A 23618-nucleotide genomic window follows, 5' to 3' on the forward strand; every position below is an offset into this window, starting at 1 on the left:
CATGTGTCTCGGAATTCCCGGCCGCATCGTCGAGATCGTCGACGCCGGAGCATGCCTGGCGACCGTCGAGATCTCGGGCGTGCGGCGCCAGGTCAACATCGCCTGTGTGGTCGACGCCGACCATCCGGTCGCCGGCTGCGTCGGCGACTGGGTACTAGTGCACGTCGGCTTCGCGATGAGCCGCATCGACGCCGACGAGGCGCGCAAGACGCTGGATCTGCTCGCCGAACTGGGCGAGATGGACGCCGAGGTCGACGCCATGCGCCGGACCGCTGGAGCCTAAGAAATGTCCACCCCGTCGCCCCTCGAAGGCCTTTATCCCTTCCTTCACGGCCATCCCAAGGACGCGGCGCAGGAGCAGTTAGCGCTGCTTGAATCCGTACGCCGCAAGAGTGCCGACAGTCTGGCCGCGAAGGAGCGCTTCTACCGCGAGCACGCCGAGGACGTGGTCGCCTGCGCCCGCACGCTGGCCGACGTCTACGCAGGCGGCGGACGGATGTTCGCGATGGGCAACGGTGGCTCGAGCTGCGACGCCGCGCACTTCTGCGTCGAATTCCAGCATCCTGTCACCGCGGGCCGCCCGTCGCTGCCGGCGATGAACCTGGTGATGGACATGGCCATGTTCTCCGCCGTAAGCAACGACGTGGGCGTGCGGCACGTGTTCGCCCGCCAGATCGAAGCGCACGCCCGCGCCGGCGACGGCCTGGCCGGCTTTTCCACCAGCGGCAACTCCGACAACCTCATGCAGGCGTTCGCCAAGGCGCGCGAGCTTGGGCTGCGCACCATCGGGTTCGCCGGCGGCGACGGCGGCGCGATGCGTCGTAGCGGACTGCTCGACCACTGCCTGGTGGTAGACACCGACTCGATCCATCGCGTGCAGGAGGTGCACGTGTCGCTCTATCACATCCTCTGGGACCTGACCCACACCCTGCTGGCCGACCGGCGGGGTGCCACCAAGGACAACGGCCATGCAATACGTTGACGAATTCCGCGACCCCGATAAGGCCCGCGCGCTGGTGCGGCAGATCGAGGCGCTGCTCGAACGCATTCCCGCGGCACGAGGCCGGCCGCTGCAGATCATGGAGTTCTGCGGCGGGCACACCCACACCATCTTCCGCTACGGCATCGAGCAGATGCTACCCGAGCGCATCGAGATGGTCCACGGTCCCGGATGCCCGGTGTGCGTGCTACCGATGGGGCGGGTGGACGACTGCATCGCCATCGCCCAGCGCCCAGAGGTGATCTTCACCACCTTCGGCGACGCCATGCGCGTGCCCGGCTCACAGAAGAGCCTGCTACAGGCCAAGGCCGACGGCGCCGACGTGCGCATGGTCTATTCCCCGCTGGACGCGCTGGACCTCGCCCGCCGCAACCCGGACCGCGAGGTGGTGTTCTTCGCCCTGGGGTTCGAGACCACCATGCCCAGCACCGCACTCACCGTGTTGCAGGCTGAGCGCGAGGACATCCGCAACTTCTCGCTATTCTGCAACCACATCACCACGGTGCCGACGATCAAGGCCATCCTCGATTCGCCCGACATGCAGATCGACGGCTTCCTCGCTCCCGGACATGTCAGCATGGTGGTCGGCGAGGCGCCGTTCGCGTTCGTCGCCCGCGACTACCGCCGCCCGATCGTGATCACCGGATTCGAGCCGTTGGACATCCTGCAGTCGCTGTGGATGCTCATCCGCCAGATGGCCGAAGGCCGCTGCGAGGTCGAGAACCAGTATGCCCGCGTCGTGCCCGCCGACGGCAACCCGCCCGGGCTGCAGGCCATCGCCAACGTGTTCGAGCTGCGCGAGTTCTTCGAATGGCGCGGGCTGGGATCGATCGACCACTCGGGCGTGCGCATGCGCGAGCGCTACGCGGCGTTCGACGCGGAACGCCGCTTCGCGGTGCCCAACCTGCGCATCGCCGATCCCAAGTCGTGCCAGTGCGGCGAGGTGCTCAAGGGCACCATCCGGCCCTGGGAATGCAAGGTCTACGGCAATCCCTGCACCCCCGAGGCACCGCTGGGCGCGCTAATGGTGTCGTCCGAGGGCGCCTGTGCCGCTTACTACAACGCCGGCCACCGGACCCGCCGGGTGCAGCTCGACACGCGGCTGGCCGCCCGCCTGGAGGCCACGGAATGAACGCCCTCGAATCCACAACCCTCCGACGCAGCGGCACCTTCTCCGGCGATCGGATCACCCTGTCGCACGGCAGCGGCGGCCGGGCGATGCGCGACCTGATCGACGACGTGTTCGTGCGCACCTTCGACAACCCGCTGCTGGCCCCGCTCGAAGACCAGGCGCGGATCGACCTAGCGGCACTCTCCGCGCACGGCGGCCGGCTGGCGATGACCACCGACTCCTACGTCATCACCCCGCTGTTCTTCCCCGGCGGCGACATCGGCAAGCTCGCCGTCGCCGGCACCGTCAACGACCTGGCCGTCAGCGGTGCAAGACCGCTGTACCTGACCTGCGGCATGATCATCGAGGAAGGCCTGCCGATTGCGGAACTGCGCCGGATCGCCGAATCGATGCAGGCCACGGCGCAAGCCGCGGGCGTGCGCATCGTGACCGGCGACACCAAGGTGGTGCCGCGCGGCGGTGCGGACAAGCTGTTCATCAACACAGCTGGCATCGGCGTCATCCCCCACGGGGTGGACATCCGCGCCGACCGCGCCCGCGCGGGCGATCTGGTGCTGATCAACGGCTACATCGGCGACCACGGCGCCGCGGTGGTCGACGCCCGCGGCGAACTGGCGCTGGACAGCGGCGTGGAATCCGACTGCCAGCCGCTGGCCGGGCTGATCGCCGACATGCTCGCCGCCTGCCCCGACCTGCGCTGCATGCGCGACGCCACTCGCGGAGGGGTCGCCACGGTGCTCAACGAATTCGCCCAGGCCAGCCGCTGTGCCATCCGGCTGGACGAGGATGCTCTGCCGGTCCGCGAGTCGGTGCGCGGCGTCTGCGAGATCCTAGGCCTGGATCCGCTGCATCTCGCGAACGAGGGCAAGATCGTCGCCATCGTCGCCCCGGAACATGCCGACGCGGTGCTCGCGGCAATGCACGCCAACCCGGCCGGACGCGACAGCCGCGTCATCGGCCGGGTCGACGCGGCGCCGCAAGGCACGGTGCTGCTGGCGACGCATTTCGGCGGCGACCGCATAGTGGACATGCTCTTCGGCGATCAGCTGCCGCGGATCTGTTAACTCTACTGCCGACCTGGCCAAACAGCCCCGCCAGCACGAATTGCTGTCGCACCGCTGGGCGGTGGCCAACACGCCGCCGTCGCCGCTCGCAGCCACCGCCTGAACCTCCCGCCAACCCGCGTCAAGACGGGTTTGCTGGACGCATATAAATCTGCGTCGGCACACATCACTGTTGTCTCATCGCGCGAAACTGCTCGCTCGGCATGAGCGCGCGTACCTAGCCTTGAATTTCACCCGGCCAACGCGTCCTGGCCATCGGCTCCTGCTTCAATCGAAGACCGGAGTTTCGACGCCGAGGACCCGATGCAGTTTGGGGCTGGTGGTGGTGTACTGGAGGTGGATTTTCTTATCCGGGAAGATAGTGTGGGCAGCGCCGAAGGCTGCCAGCGCGGCTTCGTGGAAGCCCGAGAGGATGAGTTTTTTCTTGCCCGGGTAGGTGTTGATGTCGCCCACGGCGAAAATGCCCGGGATGTTGGTTTGGAACTTCTCCGTGTCGACCAGGATCTGCTTGCGCTCCAGGTCCAGGCCCCAGTGGGCGATGGGGCCGAGCTTGGGAGACAGGCCGAAGAACACCAGCAGCATGTCCAGCGGCAGGCGCCGGGTGATGCCGTCGTTGCCGGTGAGCTTGACCTGCGACAGGCGGCCATCGCCGTCGGCCTCGAACCCCGTGATCTGACCGACGACGAACTGCATTGCGTGCTGCTCGCATAGGGCGTGCATCTTGGCCACCGAGGCCGGCGCGGCGCGAAAGCCGTCGCGCCGGTGCACGAGGATGACGCTTTCGGCGCGGTGCGCGTCATCCTGGGCGAAGTGCAGCGCCCAATCCAGCGCCGAGTCGCCGCCGCCGACCACCACGAGATTTTTGCCGGCGAAGACCGCGGGGTTCTTCACGCGGTAGAACAACTGCGTGCCCTCGAAGGCGTCCAGCCCCTCCACTTTGAGGGTGCGCGGCTGGAACGAGCCCACGCCGGCGGCGATGAACACCGTCTTGGTAAGCAAGGTGGTGTCCTTGGAGGTGCGCACGATGAAGCGCCCGTCGTCCTGGCGCTGCAGCTCCGTCACGTCCTGCCCCAGATGGAAGGTGGGCTTGAACGGCTCGATCTGTTTGAGCAGGTTGTCGGTAAGTTCCTGGCCGGTGCACATGGGCACGGCCGGAATGTCGTAGATGGGCTTGTCCGGATAGAGCTCCACGCACTGGCCGCCCAGGTGCGGCAGGCTGTCGATGACGTGGGCCTTGATATCGAGCAGGCCGAGTTCGAAAACCTGAAACAAACCCACGGGACCGGCGCCAATAATGACGGAATCGGTCTCGATCGGCGGGGTGCTGGCCATGGCCGCATTGGCGATGGCCGGACTGATGTGTATTTCCATGAGGGATGATGTGGCGGTCGGAATTCGGATGTTTAGCGCACGAGAAACTGCAGCTTGCCGGGTTTGCCATTCCATTCTTCGCCGTCCGGTGGGGCGGGCTTGCGCTTGGTGATGCTGGGCCAGCGGCGCGACAGTTCGGCGTTGAGGGCAATGAATGCCTGCTGGTCGCCAGGGACGTCTTCCTCGGCGAAGATGGCGTTGGCCGGACACTCGGGCACGCATACGGCACAGTCGATGCATTCGTCTGGATCGATCGCCAGGAAGTTGGGGCCTTCGCGGAAGCAGTCCACCGGGCAGACGTCCACACAGTCGGTGAACTTGCACTTAATGCAGTTTTCGGTCACGACAAAGGTCATGATGCATTCTCAGAGATGAAACGCTGTTCGGGACTTGGTTGGCGAGCCAGTCTGGGGTAAATAATTGTCAGTTTCCACTGTGCACACTGGATTCGCGCCAGCGCCCACCACGACCACCGTCGGCCTGCCATTGTGTAGTATCGCCGCTTGCGCCAGATCGGCTAGCCGGTGTTCGCTGTGCAGTCGGTCGGCACAGCCGGCGCGTGACACCACGCTGACCGGCGTCTCCCCGGTCCATCCCGCCGCGGCCAACCGGCGCCCGAGCGCGCCTAACTGCCGACCGGCCATGTAGAACACCTCGGTGTCGGCGCTGCGGCTGGCATGCAGTGTGCCGTCGCGGGTCATTGCCGTCGCCAGGCTGACGCTGCGGCCGCGGCCACGCCGGGTCAGCGGCCGCCCGGTGTCGGCCGCAGCGGCGAGCGCCGCGGTGACTCCTGGGACGACTTCGGCGGCGATCCCGGCCTTGGCCAGTGCCTCCAGTTCCTCCTCCAGCCGGCCGAAAATGCTTGGATCGCCGCCCTTGAGGCGCACGACCAGGGTGCTGGTCTGCGCTTGGCGCACCAGCAGCGCGTTGATCATGTCCTGCGCCGCGCTGCAGCGAAAGCCACGCTTGCCCACGTCGATCCAGCGTGCGTCCGGGGCCAAATCGCGCAGCGATGGATCGACCAGCGCGTCGACCAGCACGACGTCGGCCTGTGCCAGCAGTCGGGCGCCGCGCAGGGTGATCAAATCGGCTGCGCCCGGACCGGCGCCGATGAATGCAACTCGTCCCATCACCGCACCTGCTCGACCAGCACCGCGCCGCTGGTATGATGGCTCGCCGGATCGACCACGATCATCGCGCCGGCCACGCGGTTGTCGGTGTAAGGCGCCAGCGGCAGCAGGTCCTGCGCCTCGAACCGTACCCGGCCGATGTCGTTGACGCAGAGCGCCGTCGCCTCGACCTGGTCGAGGGTATGGATGTCCAGCCGTCCATCGATCGACGCGATGCGCGCCGCGATCCAGCGATGACCGTGGCGCAGCCAGTATTTGCGTCCGACGATCGCCTGTTCGGTGTCGAGCCAGGCCAGCGTCGCGCCAAACGACCGCGCGGCGCCGGCGAATTCCGGCGACTCCGCCGCACCGATCCAATCGCCGCGCGACACGTCGAGCTGCCGGTCGAGCACCAGTCCAGCGGACTGGCCGGCGACGCAGCGCTCGACCGCCCGGCCGGCGTGCCAGACCTTGACCACGGTCGCGGTCTGTCCGCTTGGATGCACCTGCACCACGTCGCCGGCGCGCACCATGCCGCGAGCAATGCGCCCCCAGAAGGTGCGCGGCTGATGGCCGGTGCCATCGCCTTCACGCGCGACGTATTGCACCGGTAGCAGCAGCGCACCCTCCCACGCCTCCTCAACCGCCGGCAGATCTTCCAGCAGTTCAAGCAGCGGCGCACCGTCGTACCACAGCCATTCGGCCGATGCGACCGCGACGTTGTCGCCGCGCAGCGCCGAGACCGGCACGATCCCCGCTGGGCGGATGCCGGCGCCGTCGGCGAATTCGAGCAGCGCCGCGCGCACCGCCTCGAACGCGGACTGCGGATCAGCCACGGCGTCGAGCTTGTTCACCGCGAACACGATCGACGGCACCCGCAGCAGCTGCGCCAGCAGGCTGTGCCGCCGAGTCTGCGGCAGCAGCCGCACGCGCTGGGCTAACAGGTCGAGCTTGGTGATGTCGACCAGCACCACCGCGGCGTCGCTGCCGGCGGCGGCGGTCACCATGTTGCGGGTGTACTGTTCGTGTCCGGGAGCATCGGCGATGATGAACTTGCGCCGCGGCGTCGCGAAGTAGCGGTAGGCGACGTCGATGGTGATCCCCTGCTCGCGCTCCGCCTCCAGACCATCGGTCAGCCGCGACAGGTCGATGGTGCCGGCGACCGCGTGGCGCTGCAACGCGTCGAGCTGGTCGGCGAGAATCGCCCGGCTGTCGAACAGGAAGCGACCGATCAGCGTGCTCTTGCCGTCGTCGACGCTGCCCGCCGTGAAGAAACGCAAGGCCTTGTGGCGGGCCTCGCCGTCGATGTCGTGTTGCCTGTCCATCAGAAATATCCTTCCTTCTTGCGCCGCTCCATTGCGCTGTCCGAGGCGCGGTCGTCCATGCGAGTGGCGCCGCGCTCGCTGAGCGTGGCGGTCAGCGTCTCGGCCACCACTTCCGCCGCGTTGCAGGCAGTGCTTTCGACCGGGCAGGTGCAAGTCATATCGCCGACGGTGCGAAAACGCACGTCGACGGTCTCGACCACCTCGCCCGGCCGCGGCGGCGTGACCTCAGTCACCGGTACCAGCAGCCCCTTGCGCCGCACCACCTGGCGCGGATGGCGGTAATAAATCGGTGGCAGCGTGATCGCCTCGCGCGCGATATAGAGCCAGACGTCGAGCTCGGTCCAGTTGCTGATCGGGAAGGCGCGGAAATGCTCGCCCGGGCGGATCCGGGTGTTGAACAGCGACCACAACTCGGGGCGCTGCTCCTTGGGCTGCCACTGCCCGAAGCTGTCGCGGTGGCTGAAGATACGCTCCTTGGCCCGCGCCTTCTCCTCGTCGCGCCGCGCGCCGCCTACCAGGCAGTCGAAGCGGTGGCGCTCGACGGCTTCGAGCAGCGCGACGCTCTGGTGCGGGTTGCGCGATTCGAGTTGGTGCGCCAACCGCACCGAACCGCGCCGGATCGAATCGTCCAGATGGGCAACGATCAGCGCATCGCCGCTGGTGGCTACCAGCGCATCGCGGAAGGCGATCACCTCGGGAAAATTGTGGCCGGTATCGACGTGCAGCAGCGGCAGCGGCATCCGTCCGCGGTAACCGCCGTCGGGGCCGCGGTGTCCGAAGGCCTTGTGCGCCAGCCGCAGCACCACGCACGAGTCCTTGCCGCCGGAGAACAGCAGCGCCGGGCGCTCGAAGGCCCCGGCGACTTCGCGCAGCACGAAGATCGCCTCCTCCTCGAGCGCGTCGAGGTGGCCGTGGTCGATGCGGGGCAGCAGGCGTTCGATGTCGAGGGCAGCGTTCATGATTGCGTGGTCGATGCGGAATTGGTGTCTTGCAGGGCACATTCGCTGGTTGGTGCGAAATGCAGGCCGCATTCCTTCGGCGCCTCGTTCTCCCACCACCAGCGGCCGGCGCGGAAATCCTCGCCCGGCGCCACCGCTCGAGTGCAGGGCTCGCAGCCAATGCTTGGGAACTGGCGGTCGTGCAGCGGGTTGTAGGGAACGCCGTGCAGCCGCACGTAATGCCAGACGTCACCAAGCGTCCAGTCGATCAGCGGACTGACCTTCGTCCGGCCGGCGTTGTCGCGCTCGTGCGCCGCCAAGCTGCTGCGCTGCGCCGACTGCTCGCGGCGTAGACCGGCGATCCAGGCAGACCGTCCGTGCAACATGCGCTGCAGCGGCTCGAGCTTGCGCAGTGCGCAGCAGGCGTGGCGCAGTTCGACGCTAGCGTACATCGCATTCGGGCCGCGCGCGGCGACGAAGGCCTGCACTGCGGCGGCGTCGGGCTGCCAGACTTCGATGGCGAGGCCGTAATGCCGCCGTACCCGTTCGATCAGTTCGAGCGTTTCGGCGTGCAGCCGTCCGGTGTCTAGGGTGGCCACCGCGATCGGCAGGCCATGGCGCACGATCAGGTCGGTCAGCACCATGTCCTCGACGCCGAGACTGCTCGCCTGGACCACCGCGCCAGGCCACTGCGCCGCCGCGTCGTGCAGCAGGTCGATCGCCGCAGCGACGCGAGCGTTGAATTGTGCGCTCGGCCGCGCGTGCTGAGAAACGGCGCCCAGCGCCACGACTGGAACCGCTACGTTCATGCCGCTTCCCGCAAGAAGAGCGGGCGTGGATCGCGCACGTCGCCCTGGTAAAACATCACCTCGGCGCCACCGCGCGTCGGCAGCAGCCCGTCGAAGAATGACAATGCCCGCCGCGCGTCCTGCTCATCCTGATCCTCGCGTAGCACCGCCGAACTGAATCCGGTCCGGACCAGCGGCAGCATCATGTCGACCAGCACCTGTCCGACGGCGCGGATCTCGCCCGCGTAACGCAGGCGGGCACGCAGCAACCGCGCCTGGCTGTACGCGCGGCCGTCAGTCCATTTGGGAAACTGCAGGACGATCAGCGCAAAACGCGCTAGGTCGTCGCGCAGCGTCTGCACCTCGTGGTCGTTGGGCAGCACGATCCCGGTCGGTTGGTCCGCGGGTCGGGTGCCACGGGCGGAGTCCCATTGCGTTGGCGACAGCAGCTGGAAGGGGGCGGGCGCGTCGCCGGCGGCGGCAATCGCCCACCGGTCCGAGACGGGGTCGACGAAACGGATCATGCCGCGACCTCCGAAGCGATGACCGCATCGTGCCGCGCCGAGTCTGCCGCTGCCTTGAAGGGCGCGACGCCCAGCCGGCGCACAGCGTCGACGAAGCGTTCGCCCGGCAGGCGCTCACGCAGGTAGGCCTCGATCAGCGTCTCGACCACGTCGGGTACTTCCTCGGCGGAAAACGATGGACCGACGATCCATCCGGGCGATGCGGGACCGCTCGCGTCCGACCCGTCCGAGCCGCCGACCGTCACCTGGTACCACTCGGAACCGTCCTTGTCGACGCCGAGGATGCCGATGTGCCCGGCATGGTGATGGCCGCAGGAGTTCATGCAACCGCTGATGTTGAGACGAATGTCACCGATGTCGAACAGTTCGTCGAGGTCGGCGAAGCGATCCATCACCGCCTGCGCGATGGGAATCGACCGCGCGTTGGCCAGCGAGCAGAAGTCGCCGCCCGGGCAAGAGATGATGTCGGTGAGTAGGCCGATGTTGGGCGTGGCGAAGCGCGACGCCTTCGCGCCGCGCCACAGATCGGGTAGTTCGTCGGCGCGTACCCAGGGCAGCAGCAGATTCTGCTCGTGGGTCACCCGGATCTCGCCTACGCTGTAGCGCTCAGCCAGATCGGCGGCGGCGCGCATCTGTTCGGAGGTGGCGTCGCCGGGCGCCTGGCCAGGACGCTTGAGCGAAAGGGTCACAGCGCGGTAGCCGGCGACACGGTGAGCGTGGACGTTGCGCTCCAGCCAGCGCACGTATGCGGGCGGGGCGCCATCTTCCGGCGGGGCGGGCTCCTGCCTCGGCTGCACGCCTTCGGGCTGCACGAAATGGCCGGTCACCCGGCGTAGCTCGTCATCGGTGAGCAGATGCGCGTTGCCGCCCAGGTCGTCGGCGAGGATCGCGGCGAACTCGCGTTCGACCTCGTCCGCAAAGCGCTCGGCGCCCAGCGCACGCACCAGGATCTTGATCCGCGCCTTCCAGATGTTGTCGCGGCGGCCCCAACGGTTGTAGACGCGCAGGATGGCCTCTACGTAGACCAGCAGCTGACGCCACGGCAGGAACTCGCGGATGACGCTACCAATCATCGGGGTGCGACCCATGCCGCCGCCCACCAGCACGCGGAAGCCGAGCTGACCGTCGTCGTCCACCATCTGCAGACCGATGTCGTACCAGCCCAGCGCGGCACGATCCTCGCGGGCACCGTTGAGCGCGATCTTGAACTTGCGCGGCAGGAAGCTGAATTCGGGGTGCAGGCTGCTCCACTGCCGCAGGATTTCGCAGAAAGGCCGTGGATCGACAATCTCGTCGCGCGCGATTCCAGCTAGCGAGTCGGCGGTGATGTTGCGGATGCAGTTGCCGCTGGTCTGGATGCCGTGCATGTTCACGTCGGCCAGCCGGTCCATCACGTCAGCGCTATGTGCCAAGGGGATCCAGTTGAACTGGATGTTCTGCCGTGTGGTGAAGTGGCCATAACCTCGGTCGAACTCGTCGGCAATGTCGGCCAGCGCACGCAACTGGCGGCTTGAGAGGGCGCCATACGGGATGGCGATGCGCGCCATCGGCGCGTGGCGCTGGGTGTACCAGCCGTTTTGCAGGCGCAGCGCCTTGAACTCGTCTTCGCCCAGCGAGCCGTCGAGATAACGCTGCAACTGGTCGCGATATTGTGCGGCGCGCGCGTGCACGAAGCGGCGATCGAATTCGGTATAGCGGTACATGGCCAGAACCTCAGGCGATGAGTTTGAGTCCGGCAGCGGCCAGCGTGACGGACAGCATGGCGCGCACGAGCCCCTCGGGAAGGCGCTGTGCGAGACGCGCACCGAGCCAAATTCCAGGCACCGAGCCGGCCAGCAGTGCCGCCACTAGCGCCCAGTCGACCCAGCCGAGCGCGGCATAGCCGATTCCAGCAAGCAGCGTCAGTGGCACCGCGTGTGCGATGTCTGTGCCGACTAGGCGTTGCGTGGTTAGCCCAGGATTCAGCAAGAGAATCAGGGTCGCGCCGATCGCTCCTGCGCCGACCGAGGTTAGCGTGACCAGAATCCCGAGCAGGGCCCCCACGGCAACCGACAACACGGGAATGCTTGATGCGGGAAGGCGGCGGTGGATGGCCAGTGCCGTGGGCTGCCAGACGCTGCGAGATGCCACAGCCAGCGCGGTGAGTAGCAACGCCGTGCCCAGCGCGACCGTGACCACGCTGTGGCCGGCTTTGCCAAGGATGCCGGCATGCATCAGCGCTAGAACTGTGACTGAGGCGGGAAGACTTCCGGCCAGCAGCAGGCAGACAGTGCGACGATCGACGTGTCCTTGGCGGGCGTGCGCCACGGCACCCGACAGCTTCGTTAAGCCGGCAAACCAAAGGTCGGTACCCACGGCCACTGGAAGGTCCAGGCCGAACACACCCAGCAGAAGCGGGGTCATCAAGGCACCGGCTCCGACTCCGGTACAACCGATTAGAACACCGGCGACCAGACCGTACAAACTTGCGTAACTTTGCATGATAACGACAGAAGGATGCGGATGTCGGAAGATGCTAGGGGTGACGTTCGAGTAAGGGAACGAATAATTTTTTATGGCCTCATATCTAAAAACGTATAGAGCAAGTGCGGGTCTCGGCGATCAACGGCGAGCCATGGCGCAGGTCATGCGGGCTGCAAAGACTTCCTCATCCGCCTGCGCTGGCCCAAGCATTCATGATCCCCTGCTCGCACTGAGACCCTTCGCCGCTTGAAGTGAATATTTCAGGGACGACTAAGAACAGCCGATTGACCATCACAGACGTTTCCATTCGATTTCCCGTCCCGAGTATTGCCATAGCCAGGTCTCGATGGGTTCTTGAAGGACATGTCTCTCCCGAGGGGCGCCACTTCCCCCACGCACCGGAATCCTTCTCAGCGTGCTCGCTCGCAGTTCGGAAGAAGGAGAAAAGTAGAATGTCCCCATTCCCCCTCGAGCTGTGGATGAACATGCAGGTGCAGCATGACCTCTGGACGGTGAGCAAGAAGGCGCGCCCAAAGGTTAAGTCGCTTTTGAAGAAGAAAGCGGCATGAGTGTGGTCCGTGTGTTTCCATTGAGTTAAAAACGATTCCGCATATCCCGGCACGTCACGACACCCCGGATGCGTGTGCCAGTTCCGGGCTCTGTCGAGGCGTAATTAAAAGCGAGCAGGGAGAGTGGAATTGGCGGGGTGCGTTTGGCAACATACGGCAGCAACAGGCATCAACAAGGGGATGATTCGCAATGGTATTTTTGCTGGTATCTGGTTAATTGAGTCGAGTAAAGTGGCAATAAATCAACACGTTACGGTGCTCATTGATGAGTGAGTGGGAGTGAGCCGCCATGCGCATGCTGTTCGGACTTCTCGGCTTGTTGTTGACCTTGCTGATCATCGTCTGGCTGGTGCGCACGCAATTGAGTACGCAGGTCAGCGTGGCGCCGGCGGCGTCGAGCGCTGCAGCGCAGGGGCGGCAAGGCCAGTCCGCATCGGCCGCGCTGCAGCAATTCAAGCAATCACTGGACAAGGCGCTCAAGGCGCGCCCGGCCAGCGTGCCCGAATCGCCGTGATCAACCAGACCTGCGCAGACTCGGCGGCAGACCGAGCCTTCATGCACTTGGCGCTCGACCAGGCGCGCAACGCCTGGTTGCTTGGCGAGGTGCCGGTCGGCGCGGTGATCGTTCGCTATGGACAGGTGATTGCCACCGGCTACAACCGGCCGATCGGCGAGCACGACCCGACCGCGCATGCCGAAATCGTTGCGCTGCGGCAAGCTGCCAGCCTGCTGGGCAACTACCGCCTGCCCGACTGCACGTTGTATGTCACCCTGGAGCCGTGCGCGATGTGCGCGATGGCGCTGCTGCATGCCCGGGTGGAGCGCGTGGTGTTCGGTGCGCGCGATCCCAAGACCGGTGCCGCCGGCAGTGTGGTGAACCTGTTTGCCGATCCCCGCTTGAACCATCACTGCCGCATCACTGGTGAGGTCGAGCAGGCCGCGTGCAGCGCCATGCTGTCTGAGTTTTTCCGCGAGCGGCGTCGCGCCCAGAAGCCGCCGCAGCAGGCTGTCGGGGCGGACTGCCTGAGTGGCATCGAAGTCACCGAGCTCGATACCGACCTACCCCAGTCCTGACCGCGGGCGTTTGTTGTTTCTCCCCGTGCATCCCATGCCCACTACCGCAGTCGCCACCGAGCAGCCGATCCGGCGCGGCCTGCTGCGCCTGGTGTCCCCTTCCGGCGCGGTGCAGGACATGCAGCGTCTGGAGCAGGCGATGGCGCACCTGCAGGGCCTGGGGTTCCGGGTTCAGGCCGGTGCGCAGGTGCGGGCAAGGGTGCAGCGATTTGCCGGCACCGACGCGCAGCGCCTACGCGCACTGCACGACGCCGCCCGCAGCAAGGCCGATGTGGTGATGATGACCCGCGGCGGCTACGGCCTGAGCCGTCTGCTGCCGATGCTGGACTACGCACTGCTGGCTGGTGCGATCGAGCAACGCAGGCAGATATGGGTCGGGCACAGCGATTTCACCGCGCTGCAGCTCGCCCTGCTGGCCAAGACCGGCGCCGTGACCTTCAGCGGGCCAATGGCGGTCTACGACTTCGGCGAGGCGGCGCTGGACGAGATCACGCGCGATAGTTTTCTCGACGCGGTGGACGGTACGCTCGAGGCCGTGGGGTTTGTCTGTGACGACGCACCGCGCGGTTTGAATGTGCAGGGCACACTCTGGGGCGGCAACCTCAGCCTGGTTGCCAGCCTGGCGGGAACCCCCTACCTGCCGCGCGTGCGCGGGCTGCTGTTTCTCGAGGATGTGAACGAACCCCCCTATAGGATCGAACGGTTATTCAGTCAACTGCTCCATGCCGGCGTGTTGCAGCGCCAGAAAGCGGTTCTGCTTGGCCGCTTCACCGAATTCCGGCTCTCGCCGCATGACGCAGGGTATGACCTGGACGCTGCGTTGAACTGGCTGCGCAGTCAGCTCAAGCCGCACGGCGTTCAGGTACTTACCGGCCTACCGTTCGGGCATGTGCGCACCAAGCTGACCTTACCGCATGGCGTGCGTGCCCAGCTGCTGCGCGATGGGGGCGAGGTGTTTCTTTTTTTCCCGCACGCCGGGCACTGAACCGACGCGCACAGGTCTAGCCGACCTTTACTGCCCGCGGCGCTGCTCGTACTCACGGCGCAGGCGTTCCTGCTCGCTCGGCGGCAGACGCTTGAAGCGCTGCTGTTCCTGCAGAATGCGCTCGCGCTGCTGCGGTGGCATTCTTTCCCACTGCTGATACGCGCCCTGGCCGTCGTGTTCCTTGGCGCTAGCCGCTGGACAGAGCGTCAGTACGCCGAGCACTGCGACCACTGCGGCCATCAGGGTGCTGCACCAGCGGGCGGGGCGATCAGGCCGGATTCCCATTTTGAAGTCCTTGCTGCAACATTTGCGGGTGGTTGGACAGCCATTGATAGAAATCCATGTTCTGCACGGCGTCTGCCACCTGCGGGCTGATATGGTTCAGATCATTCGTGTCGCTCGCGCCCAGGTGCGGTAGGCTGACGAACACGGCCAGCGCCAGTGATGCGGTGGCCATGCCGGCAGCGAACACCCGCGGCCAGCGCACAGCACGGGGATGGCGTTTGGGCAGATGCGCCGCGAGCTGCGGCAGCACGGCAAGCTGCTCGCACAGACGCTGGCCGAACCGAAATTGGCTCTGGCATAGCGGACATTGCGCCAGATGCAGCCGGATGTGCTCGGCCTGTTCAGCCGAGGCCAGGCCACTGCGGAAGTGGTCGATCTGAGCAGGGGTGAGGTGGTTCTGGGCGGTCATGATGTCACCTGATGCAGCAGTTCAAACTTTAGCGGGATGGTCGGCTTCGAGCAATTCCCGCAGGCGGGTGAGGGCGCGCATGTGATGGGTCTTGACGCTGCCTTCACTGACTTTCATTGCCAGCGCGGTGTCCGCGATGGACAGACCCTCCATTTCGCGCAGCAGGAAGGCTTCCCGCTGGCGCGGGCTGAGCGTGGCGATCGCATCGGCGATGCGGGCGGCGAGTTGGCCGTTGGCCACTTGTGCTTCGGGTCCGAGGGCCGTGTCGGCCACCGACTCCCAGCTCGGCGGCGGGTCGTCTTCTTCGCTGGAGAAGAAAAAATCGAAAATCTTCTCCATCTTGCGCCGGCGATGCATGTCGGTGATGCGGTTGCGCAGAATGCTGTAGAACAGCGGCGCCCACTCTTGCGGCGGGCGGTCCTGGTAATGGCTCACCAGCTTGAGCAGGCTGTCCTGCACCACGTCAGCGGCCAGCGCGGCGTCGCGCAATTCGATCAGCGCGACACGGGTAGCGCGCACGCGCACCTCGGCGCAGAACCGGTTGAGCGCGCTGGAAGCGGGAGTCGCAGCCTTGCTCACGAGCGCGCAGGGGAGGGCGGAAACATGATCCATAGCATAGCGGCCAAGGTCAGAGGGGCGGTCACGGGGTATCTTGCCTGTAGAAAACGGGGCTGAGCCTGCGGTGATGACAGCGTCTGCGCGCCACGGCGTGTTTTTTGCCTGCAAAGGCCGCGGTCTGCAGGCAGGCGGGCTTCGTAGAATGCCTATTTGCCCCGCCGGCTCGCGCTTGCCACTCCAGTGAATCCCCGCCTCGATCTGCTCCAGCCCTATCCGTTCGAAAAACTGCGTGCTTTGACGCGGGATGTAACCGCCACGGCACAACTGCCTGCGATCAGTCTGGGCATCGGCGAGCCTAGGCATCCCACGCCGCAGTTCATCCGCGACGCGCTGACCCAGCATCTCGACGGTTTGGCGGTCTATCCGAGCACCACTGGCACGCTGGCGCTGCGGCAGGCCTGTGCGCAGTGGGCGCAGCGCCGCTATGGCATTGCGCTGGATGCGCAGACCCAGGTGCTGCCGGTCAACGGCTCGCGCGAGGCGCTGTTTGCCATTGCGCAAACTGTCGTCGACTCCAGCCGACCCGCCGCCACCGTGGTCTGTCCGAATCCGTTTTATCAGATCTACGAGGGTGCCGCGCTGCTGGCCGGGGCGCAGCCGTATTTCGCCGCAGTCGACCCGCAGCGAAACTTCGCGGTGGACTGGGCTGCCGTGCCGCAGGCGGTGTGGCAGCGCACGCAGCTGCTGTATGTCTGCTCGCCGGGCAACCCGACCGGCGCGGTGATGCCCTTGGCCGAGTGGAAGTTGCTGTTCGAACTGTCCGACCGCCACGGTTTCGTCATCGCCAGCGACGAGTGCTACTCGGAAATCTGGTTCGGCGCGCAGCCTCCGCTCGGTGGGTTGCAGGCGGCATGGCAACTGGGGCGCAGAGACTTTCGTCGTCTGCTGATGTTCACCTCGCTGTCCAAGCGGTCGAACGTTCCGGGGCTGCGCTCGGGTTTCGTCGCTGGAGACCCATCGCTGATCAGCGCGTTCACACGCTACCGCACCTATCACGGCAGTGCGATGAATCCGGCAGTGCAGGCTGCCAGTGCCGCGGCCTGGGGCGACGAAACGCATGTCGCGCACAACAGGGCGCTGTACCGCGAAAAATTTGCCGCGGTGCTGCCTATCCTTCAGCCGGTGATGGACGTGCAGTTGCCCGACGCCGGGTTCTATCTTTGGGCAGCCACGCCGATCGACGACACCGAGTTCGCCCGCGGTCTGCTCGAAAAATACAATGTCACGGTTCTGCCCGGCAGTTATCTGGCGCGCACGCAGCATGGCAGCAATCCGGGCAGACGGCGCGTGCGCCTGGCGCTGGTGGCGCCGATCGAAGAATGTGTCGAGGCCGCCCGGCGCATTGCCGCATATTGTTCCGAACTCCACCCTTCACACTGAACTCCGCCATGACCCAACAACTGCAAACCCTCATCGACCAGGCCTGGGACGACCGCGCCAGCTACAGCCCGGCCAATGCCCCGGCGGAACTGCGCGATGCGGTCGACCATGTGATCGACCAGCTCAACGCAGGCAAGCTGCGTGTGGCCGAGCGGGTGAACGGCGAATGGGTGACGCACCAATGGCTGAAAAAAGCGGTGCTGCTGAGCTTTCGCCTACACGACAACAGGGCGATGCAGGCCGGCGATCTGCACTTTTTCGACAAGGTGCAGACCAAGTTCCACAACTTGACCGAAGAACAGATGCGTGCCACCGGGGTGCGTGTGGTGCCGCCGGCGGTGGCGCGGCATGGGGCTTACATCGCGCCCAATGTGGTGCTGATGCCGTCGTATGTGAACATCGGTGCCTATGTCGATGAAGGCACGATGGTCGATACCTGGGCGACCGTGGGCTCGTGTGCGCAGATCGGCAAGAATGTGCATCTGTCGGGCGGGGTGGGCATCGGTGGTGTGCTCGAGCCGATCCAGGCCAACCCCACCATCATCGGCGACAACTGCTTCATCGGTGCGCGCTCGGAAGTGGTGGAGGGTGTGATCGTCGAAGACAACTGTGTGATCTCGATGGGCGTCTATATCGGCAAGTCGACCAAGATCTACGATCGCGCCACCGGCGAGGTGAGCTACGGCCGCATCCCAGCCGGCTCGGTGGTGGTCAGCGGCAGCCTGCCCAGTAGCGATGGCAAGTACAGTCTGTACTGCGCGGTCATCGTCAAGAAGGTCGACGCGCAAACACGGGCGAAGACCAGCATCAACGAACTGTTGCGCGCCTGAGCGGAGCGCGCGCGGCAGACTGCGGCGGCACACATCGAGGGGGAACCATGTCGGCAATGGAGAGATTGTTCAAGCTGATGGCCGAAAAAAAGGCGTCCGATCTCTACATCAGCCCGCACGCCCCCATCCTCATCCGCATCAACGGTCACGCGGTCGCGGTCAACCGCCAGGTCCTTGGCACCGACGAGCCGTTTCGGCTGCTCGTCGAGGCAGTGGGCCCCGAGCGGGCCGCCGAGGTCACGCGCACTGGCGAGCTCAACATGGGCCTGCCGCGTCCGGGCTTGGGCAGCTTTCGCATCAGCGCGTTCCGCCAGCGCGGGAGTGTGGCGTTGGTGGTGCGCTTCATTCCCGGTGAGATTCCGCCGCTGGAGTCGCTGAATCTGCCGGGTATCTTGGCTGATCTGGTGATGGAAAAGCACGGCCTGCTGCTGATGGTGGGCTCCACTGGTGCTGGCAAGAGCACCACCCTGGCGGCGATGATCGACTACCGCAACGCCAACAAGACCGGTCACATTCTCACGTTGGAAGAGCCGATCGAATACCTGTTTTCCAGCCGCAAGTCCATCGTCAACCAGCGGGAGGTGGGCATCGACACCGAGTCGCTGGCGGTCGGCCTGAAAAACGCGCTGCGCCAGGCGCCCGACTGCATCATGATTGGTGAAATCCGCGACCAGGCGACCATGAGTGCGGCACTGCAATACGCGCTGTCGGGACATCTGTGTCTGGCCACGCTGCATGCGAACAACAGCTACCAGGCGCTCAACCGCATCGTCGGTTTCTACCCCATGGATCAACGTCCGGCGCTCTACAACGACATGGCTTCGGGCTTGCGCGGCATCATCTCGCAACGTCTGCTGCGCGCCACTGCCGGAGGGCTGACTCCTGCGGTGGAAGTCATGCTCAACACCCAGCTGGTGCGCGAGCTGATCGAAAAGGGCGACTTTTCCGGGGTCAAGGAGGCGATGGAAAAATCCATGGCCGAAGGCTCGCAGACCTTCGAGCAGGCACTGGCCGCGATGGTGATCGACGGCGTGGTCAGCCGTGAGGAGGCACTGGCCTATGCCGACTCACCGACCAATCTGTTGTGGCGGCTGGAGAACGACACCAGCCTGCGCAAGCAGTCCGCACCTGCGGAGGCGATCGAAGACGACACGCCATCGTTCACCGAAATCACCCTCGACCTCGACTCCCCGCGCTGAGCAGCGCGCATCCACCGCATGTCGCCGACACAGACACTGGTTCACGACCTCATTTCCCGCCCCTCGGTCACGCCGCAGGACGCGGGCTGCCAGCAGGTCATCGCTGCGCGTCTGTCGGCGCTGGGGTTTGCATGCGAGACCGTGCAAAGCGGTCCGCCGGAGTTTCGCGTGACCAATCTCTGGGCGCTGCGGCCGGGCGCGGCACAAGACGCGCCGGTGCTGCTGTTTGCCGGACATACCGACGTCGTGCCCACCGGGCCAATCGAGCAGTGGCACAGCGACCCGTTTCTTCCGACGGTGCGCGAGGGGCGGCTTTACGGCCGTGGCGCCGCCGACATGAAAACTTCGCTTGCTGCGATGGTCGTCGCAGTGGAGGAATTTCTCGCGGCGCATCCAGCGCCTCGCGCAGCGATCGCCTTCTTGCTCACTAGCGACGAGGAAGGACCGGCGCGCGACGGTACGGTCAAGGTGTGTGAGCTGCTCGCCGCGCGCCGCCAGCGGCTGGACTGGTGTATCGTCGGTGAGCCCACCTCCACCGCGACCCTGGGCGACGTGATCAAGAACGGGCGTCGCGGCTCGCTCTCCGGCCGGCTGACCGTGCGCGGTGTGCAGGGCCACATCGCCTATCCGCACCTGGCGCGCAATCCCATCCATTTGGCCGCCCCCGCGCTGGCCGAGCTGACCGCTGTGTCCTGGGACCAGGGCAATGCCCATTTTCCACCGACATCCTGGCAGATTTCCAATATCCATGCTGGCACCGGCGCGACCAATGTCATTCCCGGCGAACTCGTTGTGGATTTCAACTTCCGCTTCTCCACCGAATCCACCCCGGAGCAGCTCAAGCAACGCATGCATGCGGTGCTCGACCGCCATGCGCTCGATTACCGCATCGACTGGACGCTCGGCGGCGAGCCGTTTCTCACCCCGCCCGGCGCGTTGTCCGACGCGCTGCAGGCAGCGATTCGGGCCGAGACCGAGGTGCAGCCGCAACTATCGACCAGCGGCGGCACGTCCGACGGTCGCTTTATCGCCAAGATTTGCCCCCAGGTGGTCGAGTTCGGCCCGGTCAATGCCAGTATCCACAAGATCGACGAATGGGTGGATGTCGACGCCATCGACCCGCTGAAAAACATCTACCGCCGCACCCTCGAGGCGCTGGTGGCATGACCCCGCCCGCTGATCCACAGGGTCGGCAGCCTGCTGCGGCCACACTGGGTGAGGCCTGGGCTGAGGTGGCGCAGGCCCTGGCTGCGGCGCGTCTCCAACACGGCCACGGCTGTGCGAGCGCCCACGATGAAGCTGCCTGGCTGGTGCTGCATGTCGCAGGTCTGCCCGCGCCCGAGGCCGAGCGGCTCGATGCCCATGCTGCCCGGTCCCTCGATGCGCAGCAGATGCAGCGGATTCGGCAGATCACGGCGCAGCGCATCGCCAGCCGACAGCCGCTGGCCTATCTGCTTGGTGAAGCCTGGTTGGCGGGGCTGCGCTTCACGGTCGATCCGCGGGTGATCGTGCCGCGATCCTTCATCGCCGAACTGCTCGATCAAGGCGCGATCGACCCCTGGCTGGTCGCGCCGCCGCGGCGCATTCTCGACATGTGTACCGGCAGCGGCTGTCTGGCCATCCTTGCTGCGCGAGTCTGGGAGCAGGCGCAGGTCGATGCCGCCGATCTGTCGCTCGACGCGCTGGCCGTGGCGCAGATCAACTCCGCCGCGCATGCGCTGGATCGCCGTGTGCGACTCATCGCTTCCGATCTGTGGAACGCGTTTGCCACGCAGCCTGCCGCAGTTTACGACCTGGTGCTGTGCAACCCGCCGTATGTCCCCACCTCCGGTATGCAGACGCTACCCGCGGAATACCGCCACGAGCCCGCACTGGCGCTGGCAGGAGGCGCCGACGGCATGGACCTGGTGCGGCGTCTGCTGCGCGAGGCGCCGGCGCACCTTGCCCCGGATGGAGTCATGGTGCTCGAGGTGGGCCATGAGCGTGCCGCGTTCGAGGCGGCGTTTCCGCGGCTGCCCGCTGTCTGGCTGGAAACCGAATTGCATCCCGAAGCGGTGTGTCTGCTGCTGGCGGACGATCTGCGTGCCGCCTTCCCGCAGAGCGGCACCGCATGATCCGCCTGACTGACGTCGTGCTGCGGCGGGGCACCCAGGTGGTGCTCGATCGGGCCAGTCTGACCCTGCATCCGGGTGAGAAGATCGGACTGGTCGGAGTCAATGGCGCCGGCAAGACCTCGCTGTTCTCGCTGCTGCTGGGTCAGCTGCACGAAGACGCGGGCACGCTCGAGAAACCGACCGACTGGCGGCTGGCCACTGTGTCGCAAGACGTGCCGGACACCGTTGCAGCGGCGACAGAATTCGTGTTGCAGGGGGACTCGGCCCTGTGCGCTGCACGGCAGACGTTGCAGGACGCCCTGACCTGGGCCGAGCATGACCCCGGCGCAGGTCAGGCCGTGGCCGAGGCACAGCATGCGTTCGAGCAAGCTGACGGCTACACCGCGCAGGCGCGGGCCGAGGCCCTGCTGCTCGGGTTGGGATTCAGCCTGGAGCAACTGCATGCGCCGGTGCGGCAGTTCTCCGGCGGCTGGCGTATGCGGCTGGCGCTGGCGCAGGCGCTGTTCGCGCCGAGCGACTGCCTTTTGCTCGACGAGCCAACCAACCATCTCGACCTGGACGCGCTGGTCTGGCTGGAGCAATGGCTGGCCCGCTATTCCGGGCTACTGCTGGTCATCTCGCACGACCGCGAGTTCCTCGACGCCACCACCCGCGTCACCGTGCATCTCGACGGCGGCAAGCTCATCCGCTACGGCGGCAACTACAGCCTGTTCGAGGAGCAGCGCGCGGAAAAGCTGCTGCAGCAGCAGGCGGCCTATGCGCGGCAGCAGCAGGAAGTGATGCGGCTGAGCCGATTCGTCGAACGCTTTCGTGCCAAGGCGACCAAGGCGCGGCAGGCGCAAAGCCGCATGAAAGCGCTGGAGCGCATGGAGCGGCTGGCGCCGGTCTACCTGAGCGCTGCGTTGCGCATCGAGATGCTGCCGCCGCTGAGCCTGCCGCAGCAGATGCTCACCCTGCAGGACGCCAGCTGCGGCTACGGCCAGGCGCGCATCCTGTGCGATGTGAACTGCAGCATCGTCGGGGCGCAGCGCATCGGCATCCTTGGTGCCAACGGGCAGGGCAAATCCACGCTGGTCAAGACTCTGGCCGGCGTGCTGCCGCCCTTGACCGGCCAGCGCATCGAAGGCAAGGGGCTGGTGATCGGCTATTTTGCACAGCAGGAGGTGGATGTGCTGCGGCTGGACGAATCGCCGCTGCAGCATATGCAGCGTCTGGCGCGCGAGGTGGCGCCGCACAGCACCGAGCAGGATTGGCGCAACTGGCTGGCCCGCTATCAGTTCGATGGCGACATGATGCGGCGCGCCTGCGGCAGCTTTTCCGGTGGCGAGAAAGCGCGTCTGGCGCTGGCTCTGGTGATCTGGCGCCGGCCCAACCTGCTGCTGCTCGACGAACCGACCAACCATCTGGATCTGCCCACGCGCGAGGCGCTGGCACTAGCGCTGCAGGACTTTGCCGGCACGATGCTGCTGGTGTCGCACGACCGTGCGCTGCTGCGCGCGACCTGCGACAGCTTCTGGCTGGTCGACAGTGGCCGGGTGCAAGACTTCGACGGTAGCCTCGACGACTATCAGCAGTGGGCGCTGTCGCGCACCCGGCAGCGCTTGGGCGCCGCGACACCGTCCGGCAGCAGCGTGCCGACGGCGCCGGATCGCAAGCAGGCACGCCGCCAGCAAGCCGAGCTTCGCCAGCAGCGCATGCAACAGCTGCGGCCGATCAAGGCCGAACTCAACCAGATCGAGGCCGACATGCAGCGGCTCGAAACCGAGCGTACCGCGCTAGAAGCCGCCCTCGTCCAGCCCGACCTGCCCGCCGCAGAGCGGGCGGAATACAGCCGGCGGTACCGAGCGCTGCAAGAGCGTCTGTCCCAATGCGAGGAACGCTGGCTAGAACTGGCAGAGCAGATCGAGGCGCTGACTGATCGCGGCTGATCGCTTTGAAATTTGATCGATGCGCAAATGGGCCCGCATCGATCCGAGTAAATTGCTCGGGTTTTCCTGATCAGCCCGGCTGCGCAACGCGCCGGCACGACACCCCTTTTCGGAGTTCCCATGAAACAAACCCTGCTGCAAGAAAAGTACCCGGTCTACGTTGCCGAAGTGTCCAAGTCCGAGACCCGCTACACCACGGTGGACGAGGTGGTCGACTACTACAAGGCACAGATTGCCGCCAATCCCAAGGTCAAATTCATCGCCGTGTTCGACCACTACGCGCATACCAGCCAGATTGGCGGCAGCATCGCCCCGGAGATCAAGGCAGCGGCCGAAGTGATTTTCTGCTTCGGCATCGCCTTGCCCAATCCGTTGGTGCTGGCCGTGCGCCCGCGCTCGATTGGTATTGCCGATGTCGGCGACAAGTTCGTGATCAGTTTCCTCGAAGCGCCGATGGCCCCGGCCAACGAGGCGATGGAAGCCTGGACCAAGGGCCTGCACAACAAAGACTGA

The 23618-nt window shown here is 65.9% G+C and carries 26 protein-coding genes; 14 read left to right on the forward strand and 12 right to left on the reverse strand.

Annotation, left to right across the window (positions count from 1 at the left end; genetic code table 11):
* The first annotated feature begins 1 nt into the window (after position 1).
* From ACZ47F_RS09535 to hypE, 4 genes are read left to right on the forward strand one after another with little or no spacing between them, the layout of a single operon-like run.
* The gene (locus ACZ47F_RS09535; RefSeq protein ID WP_464924484.1) at positions 2-283 is read left to right on the forward strand and encodes a HypC/HybG/HupF family hydrogenase formation chaperone; all 282 of its coding nucleotides are present in this window, start codon (positions 2-4) and stop codon (positions 281-283) included.
* A gap of 3 nt (positions 284-286) precedes the next feature.
* A complete protein-coding gene (locus ACZ47F_RS09540) occupies positions 287-982 on the forward strand; it encodes a D-sedoheptulose-7-phosphate isomerase (protein ID WP_464924485.1) in 696 nt (231 codons plus the stop codon).
* The gene (gene hypD, locus ACZ47F_RS09545) at positions 969-2132 is read left to right on the forward strand and encodes a hydrogenase formation protein HypD (RefSeq protein ID WP_464924486.1); all 1164 of its coding nucleotides are present in this window, start codon (positions 969-971) and stop codon (positions 2130-2132) included. The genes ACZ47F_RS09540 and hypD overlap by 14 nt, the downstream gene beginning before the upstream one ends.
* Complete coding sequence (gene hypE, locus ACZ47F_RS09550) at positions 2129-3196, forward strand: hydrogenase expression/formation protein HypE (protein WP_464924487.1); 1068 nt, start codon at positions 2129-2131, stop codon at positions 3194-3196. Before hypD ends, hypE begins: the two co-directional genes overlap by 4 nt.
* A 267-nt stretch (positions 3197-3463) precedes the next feature.
* Here hypE and ACZ47F_RS09555 read toward each other — a convergent pair whose 3' ends face one another.
* From ACZ47F_RS09555 to ACZ47F_RS09595, 9 genes are read right to left on the reverse strand one after another with little or no spacing between them, the layout of a single operon-like run.
* Entirely contained in the window at positions 3464-4567 is a 1104-nt protein-coding gene (locus tag ACZ47F_RS09555) for an NAD(P)/FAD-dependent oxidoreductase (RefSeq protein WP_464924488.1), read from the reverse strand.
* Between the two features lie 32 nt (positions 4568-4599).
* Complete coding sequence (gene fdxA, locus ACZ47F_RS09560; RefSeq protein ID WP_464924489.1) at positions 4600-4923, reverse strand: ferredoxin FdxA; 324 nt, start codon at positions 4921-4923, stop codon at positions 4600-4602.
* Between the two features lie 9 nt (positions 4924-4932).
* A complete protein-coding gene (gene cobA / locus ACZ47F_RS09565; RefSeq protein WP_464924490.1) occupies positions 4933-5697 on the reverse strand; it encodes a uroporphyrinogen-III C-methyltransferase in 765 nt (254 codons plus the stop codon).
* Entirely contained in the window at positions 5697-7001 is a 1305-nt protein-coding gene (locus ACZ47F_RS09570) for a sulfate adenylyltransferase subunit 1 (RefSeq protein WP_464924491.1), read from the reverse strand. Before ACZ47F_RS09570 ends, cobA begins: the two co-directional genes overlap by 1 nt.
* Positions 7001-7960, reverse strand: a complete 960-nt coding sequence (cysD, locus tag ACZ47F_RS09575) for a sulfate adenylyltransferase subunit CysD (RefSeq protein WP_464924492.1) — start codon at positions 7958-7960, stop codon at positions 7001-7003. The genes ACZ47F_RS09570 and cysD overlap by 1 nt, the downstream gene beginning before the upstream one ends.
* A complete protein-coding gene (locus ACZ47F_RS09580) occupies positions 7957-8748 on the reverse strand; it encodes a phosphoadenylyl-sulfate reductase (RefSeq protein WP_464924493.1) in 792 nt (263 codons plus the stop codon). The genes cysD and ACZ47F_RS09580 overlap by 4 nt, the downstream gene beginning before the upstream one ends.
* Positions 8745-9251 (reverse strand): DUF934 domain-containing protein, encoded by a 507-nt coding sequence (locus tag ACZ47F_RS09585; RefSeq protein WP_464924494.1) that lies wholly within the window; start codon positions 9249-9251, stop codon positions 8745-8747. The genes ACZ47F_RS09580 and ACZ47F_RS09585 overlap by 4 nt, the downstream gene beginning before the upstream one ends.
* Positions 9248-10954, reverse strand: coding sequence for a nitrite/sulfite reductase (locus tag ACZ47F_RS09590; RefSeq protein ID WP_464924495.1), 1707 nt, complete (start codon positions 10952-10954; stop codon positions 9248-9250). Before ACZ47F_RS09590 ends, ACZ47F_RS09585 begins: the two co-directional genes overlap by 4 nt.
* Positions 10955-10964: 10 nt before the next feature.
* A complete protein-coding gene (locus ACZ47F_RS09595; RefSeq protein WP_464924496.1) occupies positions 10965-11732 on the reverse strand; it encodes a sulfite exporter TauE/SafE family protein in 768 nt (255 codons plus the stop codon).
* Between the two features lie 840 nt (positions 11733-12572).
* Between ACZ47F_RS09595 and ACZ47F_RS09600 the strand changes: the two genes are divergently transcribed.
* Genes ACZ47F_RS09600 through ACZ47F_RS09610 form a run of 3 tightly spaced genes read left to right on the forward strand, consistent with a single transcriptional unit; the run spans position 12573 to position 14342 of the window.
* Entirely contained in the window at positions 12573-12797 is a 225-nt protein-coding gene (locus ACZ47F_RS09600) for a hypothetical protein (RefSeq protein ID WP_464924497.1), read from the forward strand.
* 41 nt (positions 12798-12838) lie between these two features.
* Positions 12839-13357, forward strand: a complete 519-nt coding sequence (gene tadA / locus ACZ47F_RS09605) for a tRNA adenosine(34) deaminase TadA (RefSeq protein ID WP_464924498.1) — start codon at positions 12839-12841, stop codon at positions 13355-13357.
* 34 nt (positions 13358-13391) lie between these two features.
* Positions 13392-14342 carry an LD-carboxypeptidase gene (locus tag ACZ47F_RS09610; protein ID WP_464924499.1) on the forward strand — a complete coding sequence of 317 codons (951 nt, stop codon included), beginning with the start codon at positions 13392-13394 and terminating at the stop codon, positions 14340-14342.
* Positions 14343-14369: 27 nt separating this feature from the next.
* Here the strand turns inward: ACZ47F_RS09610 and ACZ47F_RS09615 are convergent, their stop codons facing one another.
* From ACZ47F_RS09615 to ACZ47F_RS09625, 3 genes are read right to left on the reverse strand one after another with little or no spacing between them, the layout of a single operon-like run.
* Positions 14370-14627, reverse strand: a complete 258-nt coding sequence (locus ACZ47F_RS09615; RefSeq protein WP_464924500.1) for a DUF3106 domain-containing protein — start codon at positions 14625-14627, stop codon at positions 14370-14372.
* On the reverse strand, positions 14611-15036 hold the full coding sequence (locus tag ACZ47F_RS09620) for an anti-sigma factor family protein (protein ID WP_464924501.1): 426 nt from the start codon (positions 15034-15036) through the stop codon (positions 14611-14613). The genes ACZ47F_RS09615 and ACZ47F_RS09620 overlap by 17 nt, the downstream gene beginning before the upstream one ends.
* A gap of 21 nt (positions 15037-15057) precedes the next feature.
* Entirely contained in the window at positions 15058-15648 is a 591-nt protein-coding gene (locus ACZ47F_RS09625) for an RNA polymerase sigma factor (protein ID WP_464924502.1), read from the reverse strand.
* Positions 15649-15834: 186 nt separating this feature from the next.
* Between ACZ47F_RS09625 and dapC the strand changes: the two genes are divergently transcribed.
* The 7 genes from dapC (at position 15835) to ACZ47F_RS09660 (ending at position 23618) form a co-directional block, all read left to right on the forward strand.
* Positions 15835-17034 (forward strand): succinyldiaminopimelate transaminase, encoded by a 1200-nt coding sequence (gene dapC / locus ACZ47F_RS09630; RefSeq protein WP_464924503.1) that lies wholly within the window; start codon positions 15835-15837, stop codon positions 17032-17034.
* Between the two features lie 8 nt (positions 17035-17042).
* The gene (gene dapD / locus ACZ47F_RS09635; RefSeq protein ID WP_464924504.1) at positions 17043-17864 is read left to right on the forward strand and encodes a 2,3,4,5-tetrahydropyridine-2,6-dicarboxylate N-succinyltransferase; all 822 of its coding nucleotides are present in this window, start codon (positions 17043-17045) and stop codon (positions 17862-17864) included.
* Positions 17865-17911: 47 nt separating this feature from the next.
* Positions 17912-19063, forward strand: a complete 1152-nt coding sequence (locus ACZ47F_RS09640) for a PilT/PilU family type 4a pilus ATPase (RefSeq protein ID WP_464924505.1) — start codon at positions 17912-17914, stop codon at positions 19061-19063.
* An 18-nt stretch (positions 19064-19081) separates the two neighbouring features.
* Positions 19082-20230, forward strand: a complete 1149-nt coding sequence (dapE, locus tag ACZ47F_RS09645) for a succinyl-diaminopimelate desuccinylase (protein ID WP_464924506.1) — start codon at positions 19082-19084, stop codon at positions 20228-20230.
* Positions 20227-21177, forward strand: coding sequence for a 50S ribosomal protein L3 N(5)-glutamine methyltransferase (gene prmB, locus ACZ47F_RS09650; protein WP_464924507.1), 951 nt, complete (start codon positions 20227-20229; stop codon positions 21175-21177). Before dapE ends, prmB begins: the two co-directional genes overlap by 4 nt.
* Complete coding sequence (locus ACZ47F_RS09655; protein WP_464924508.1) at positions 21174-23105, forward strand: ABC-F family ATP-binding cassette domain-containing protein; 1932 nt, start codon at positions 21174-21176, stop codon at positions 23103-23105. Before prmB ends, ACZ47F_RS09655 begins: the two co-directional genes overlap by 4 nt.
* A gap of 120 nt (positions 23106-23225) precedes the next feature.
* Positions 23226-23618 (forward strand): DUF6858 family protein, encoded by a 393-nt coding sequence (locus ACZ47F_RS09660; RefSeq protein ID WP_464924509.1) that lies wholly within the window; start codon positions 23226-23228, stop codon positions 23616-23618.

The organism is Thiomonas islandica (genome assembly GCF_055383445.1).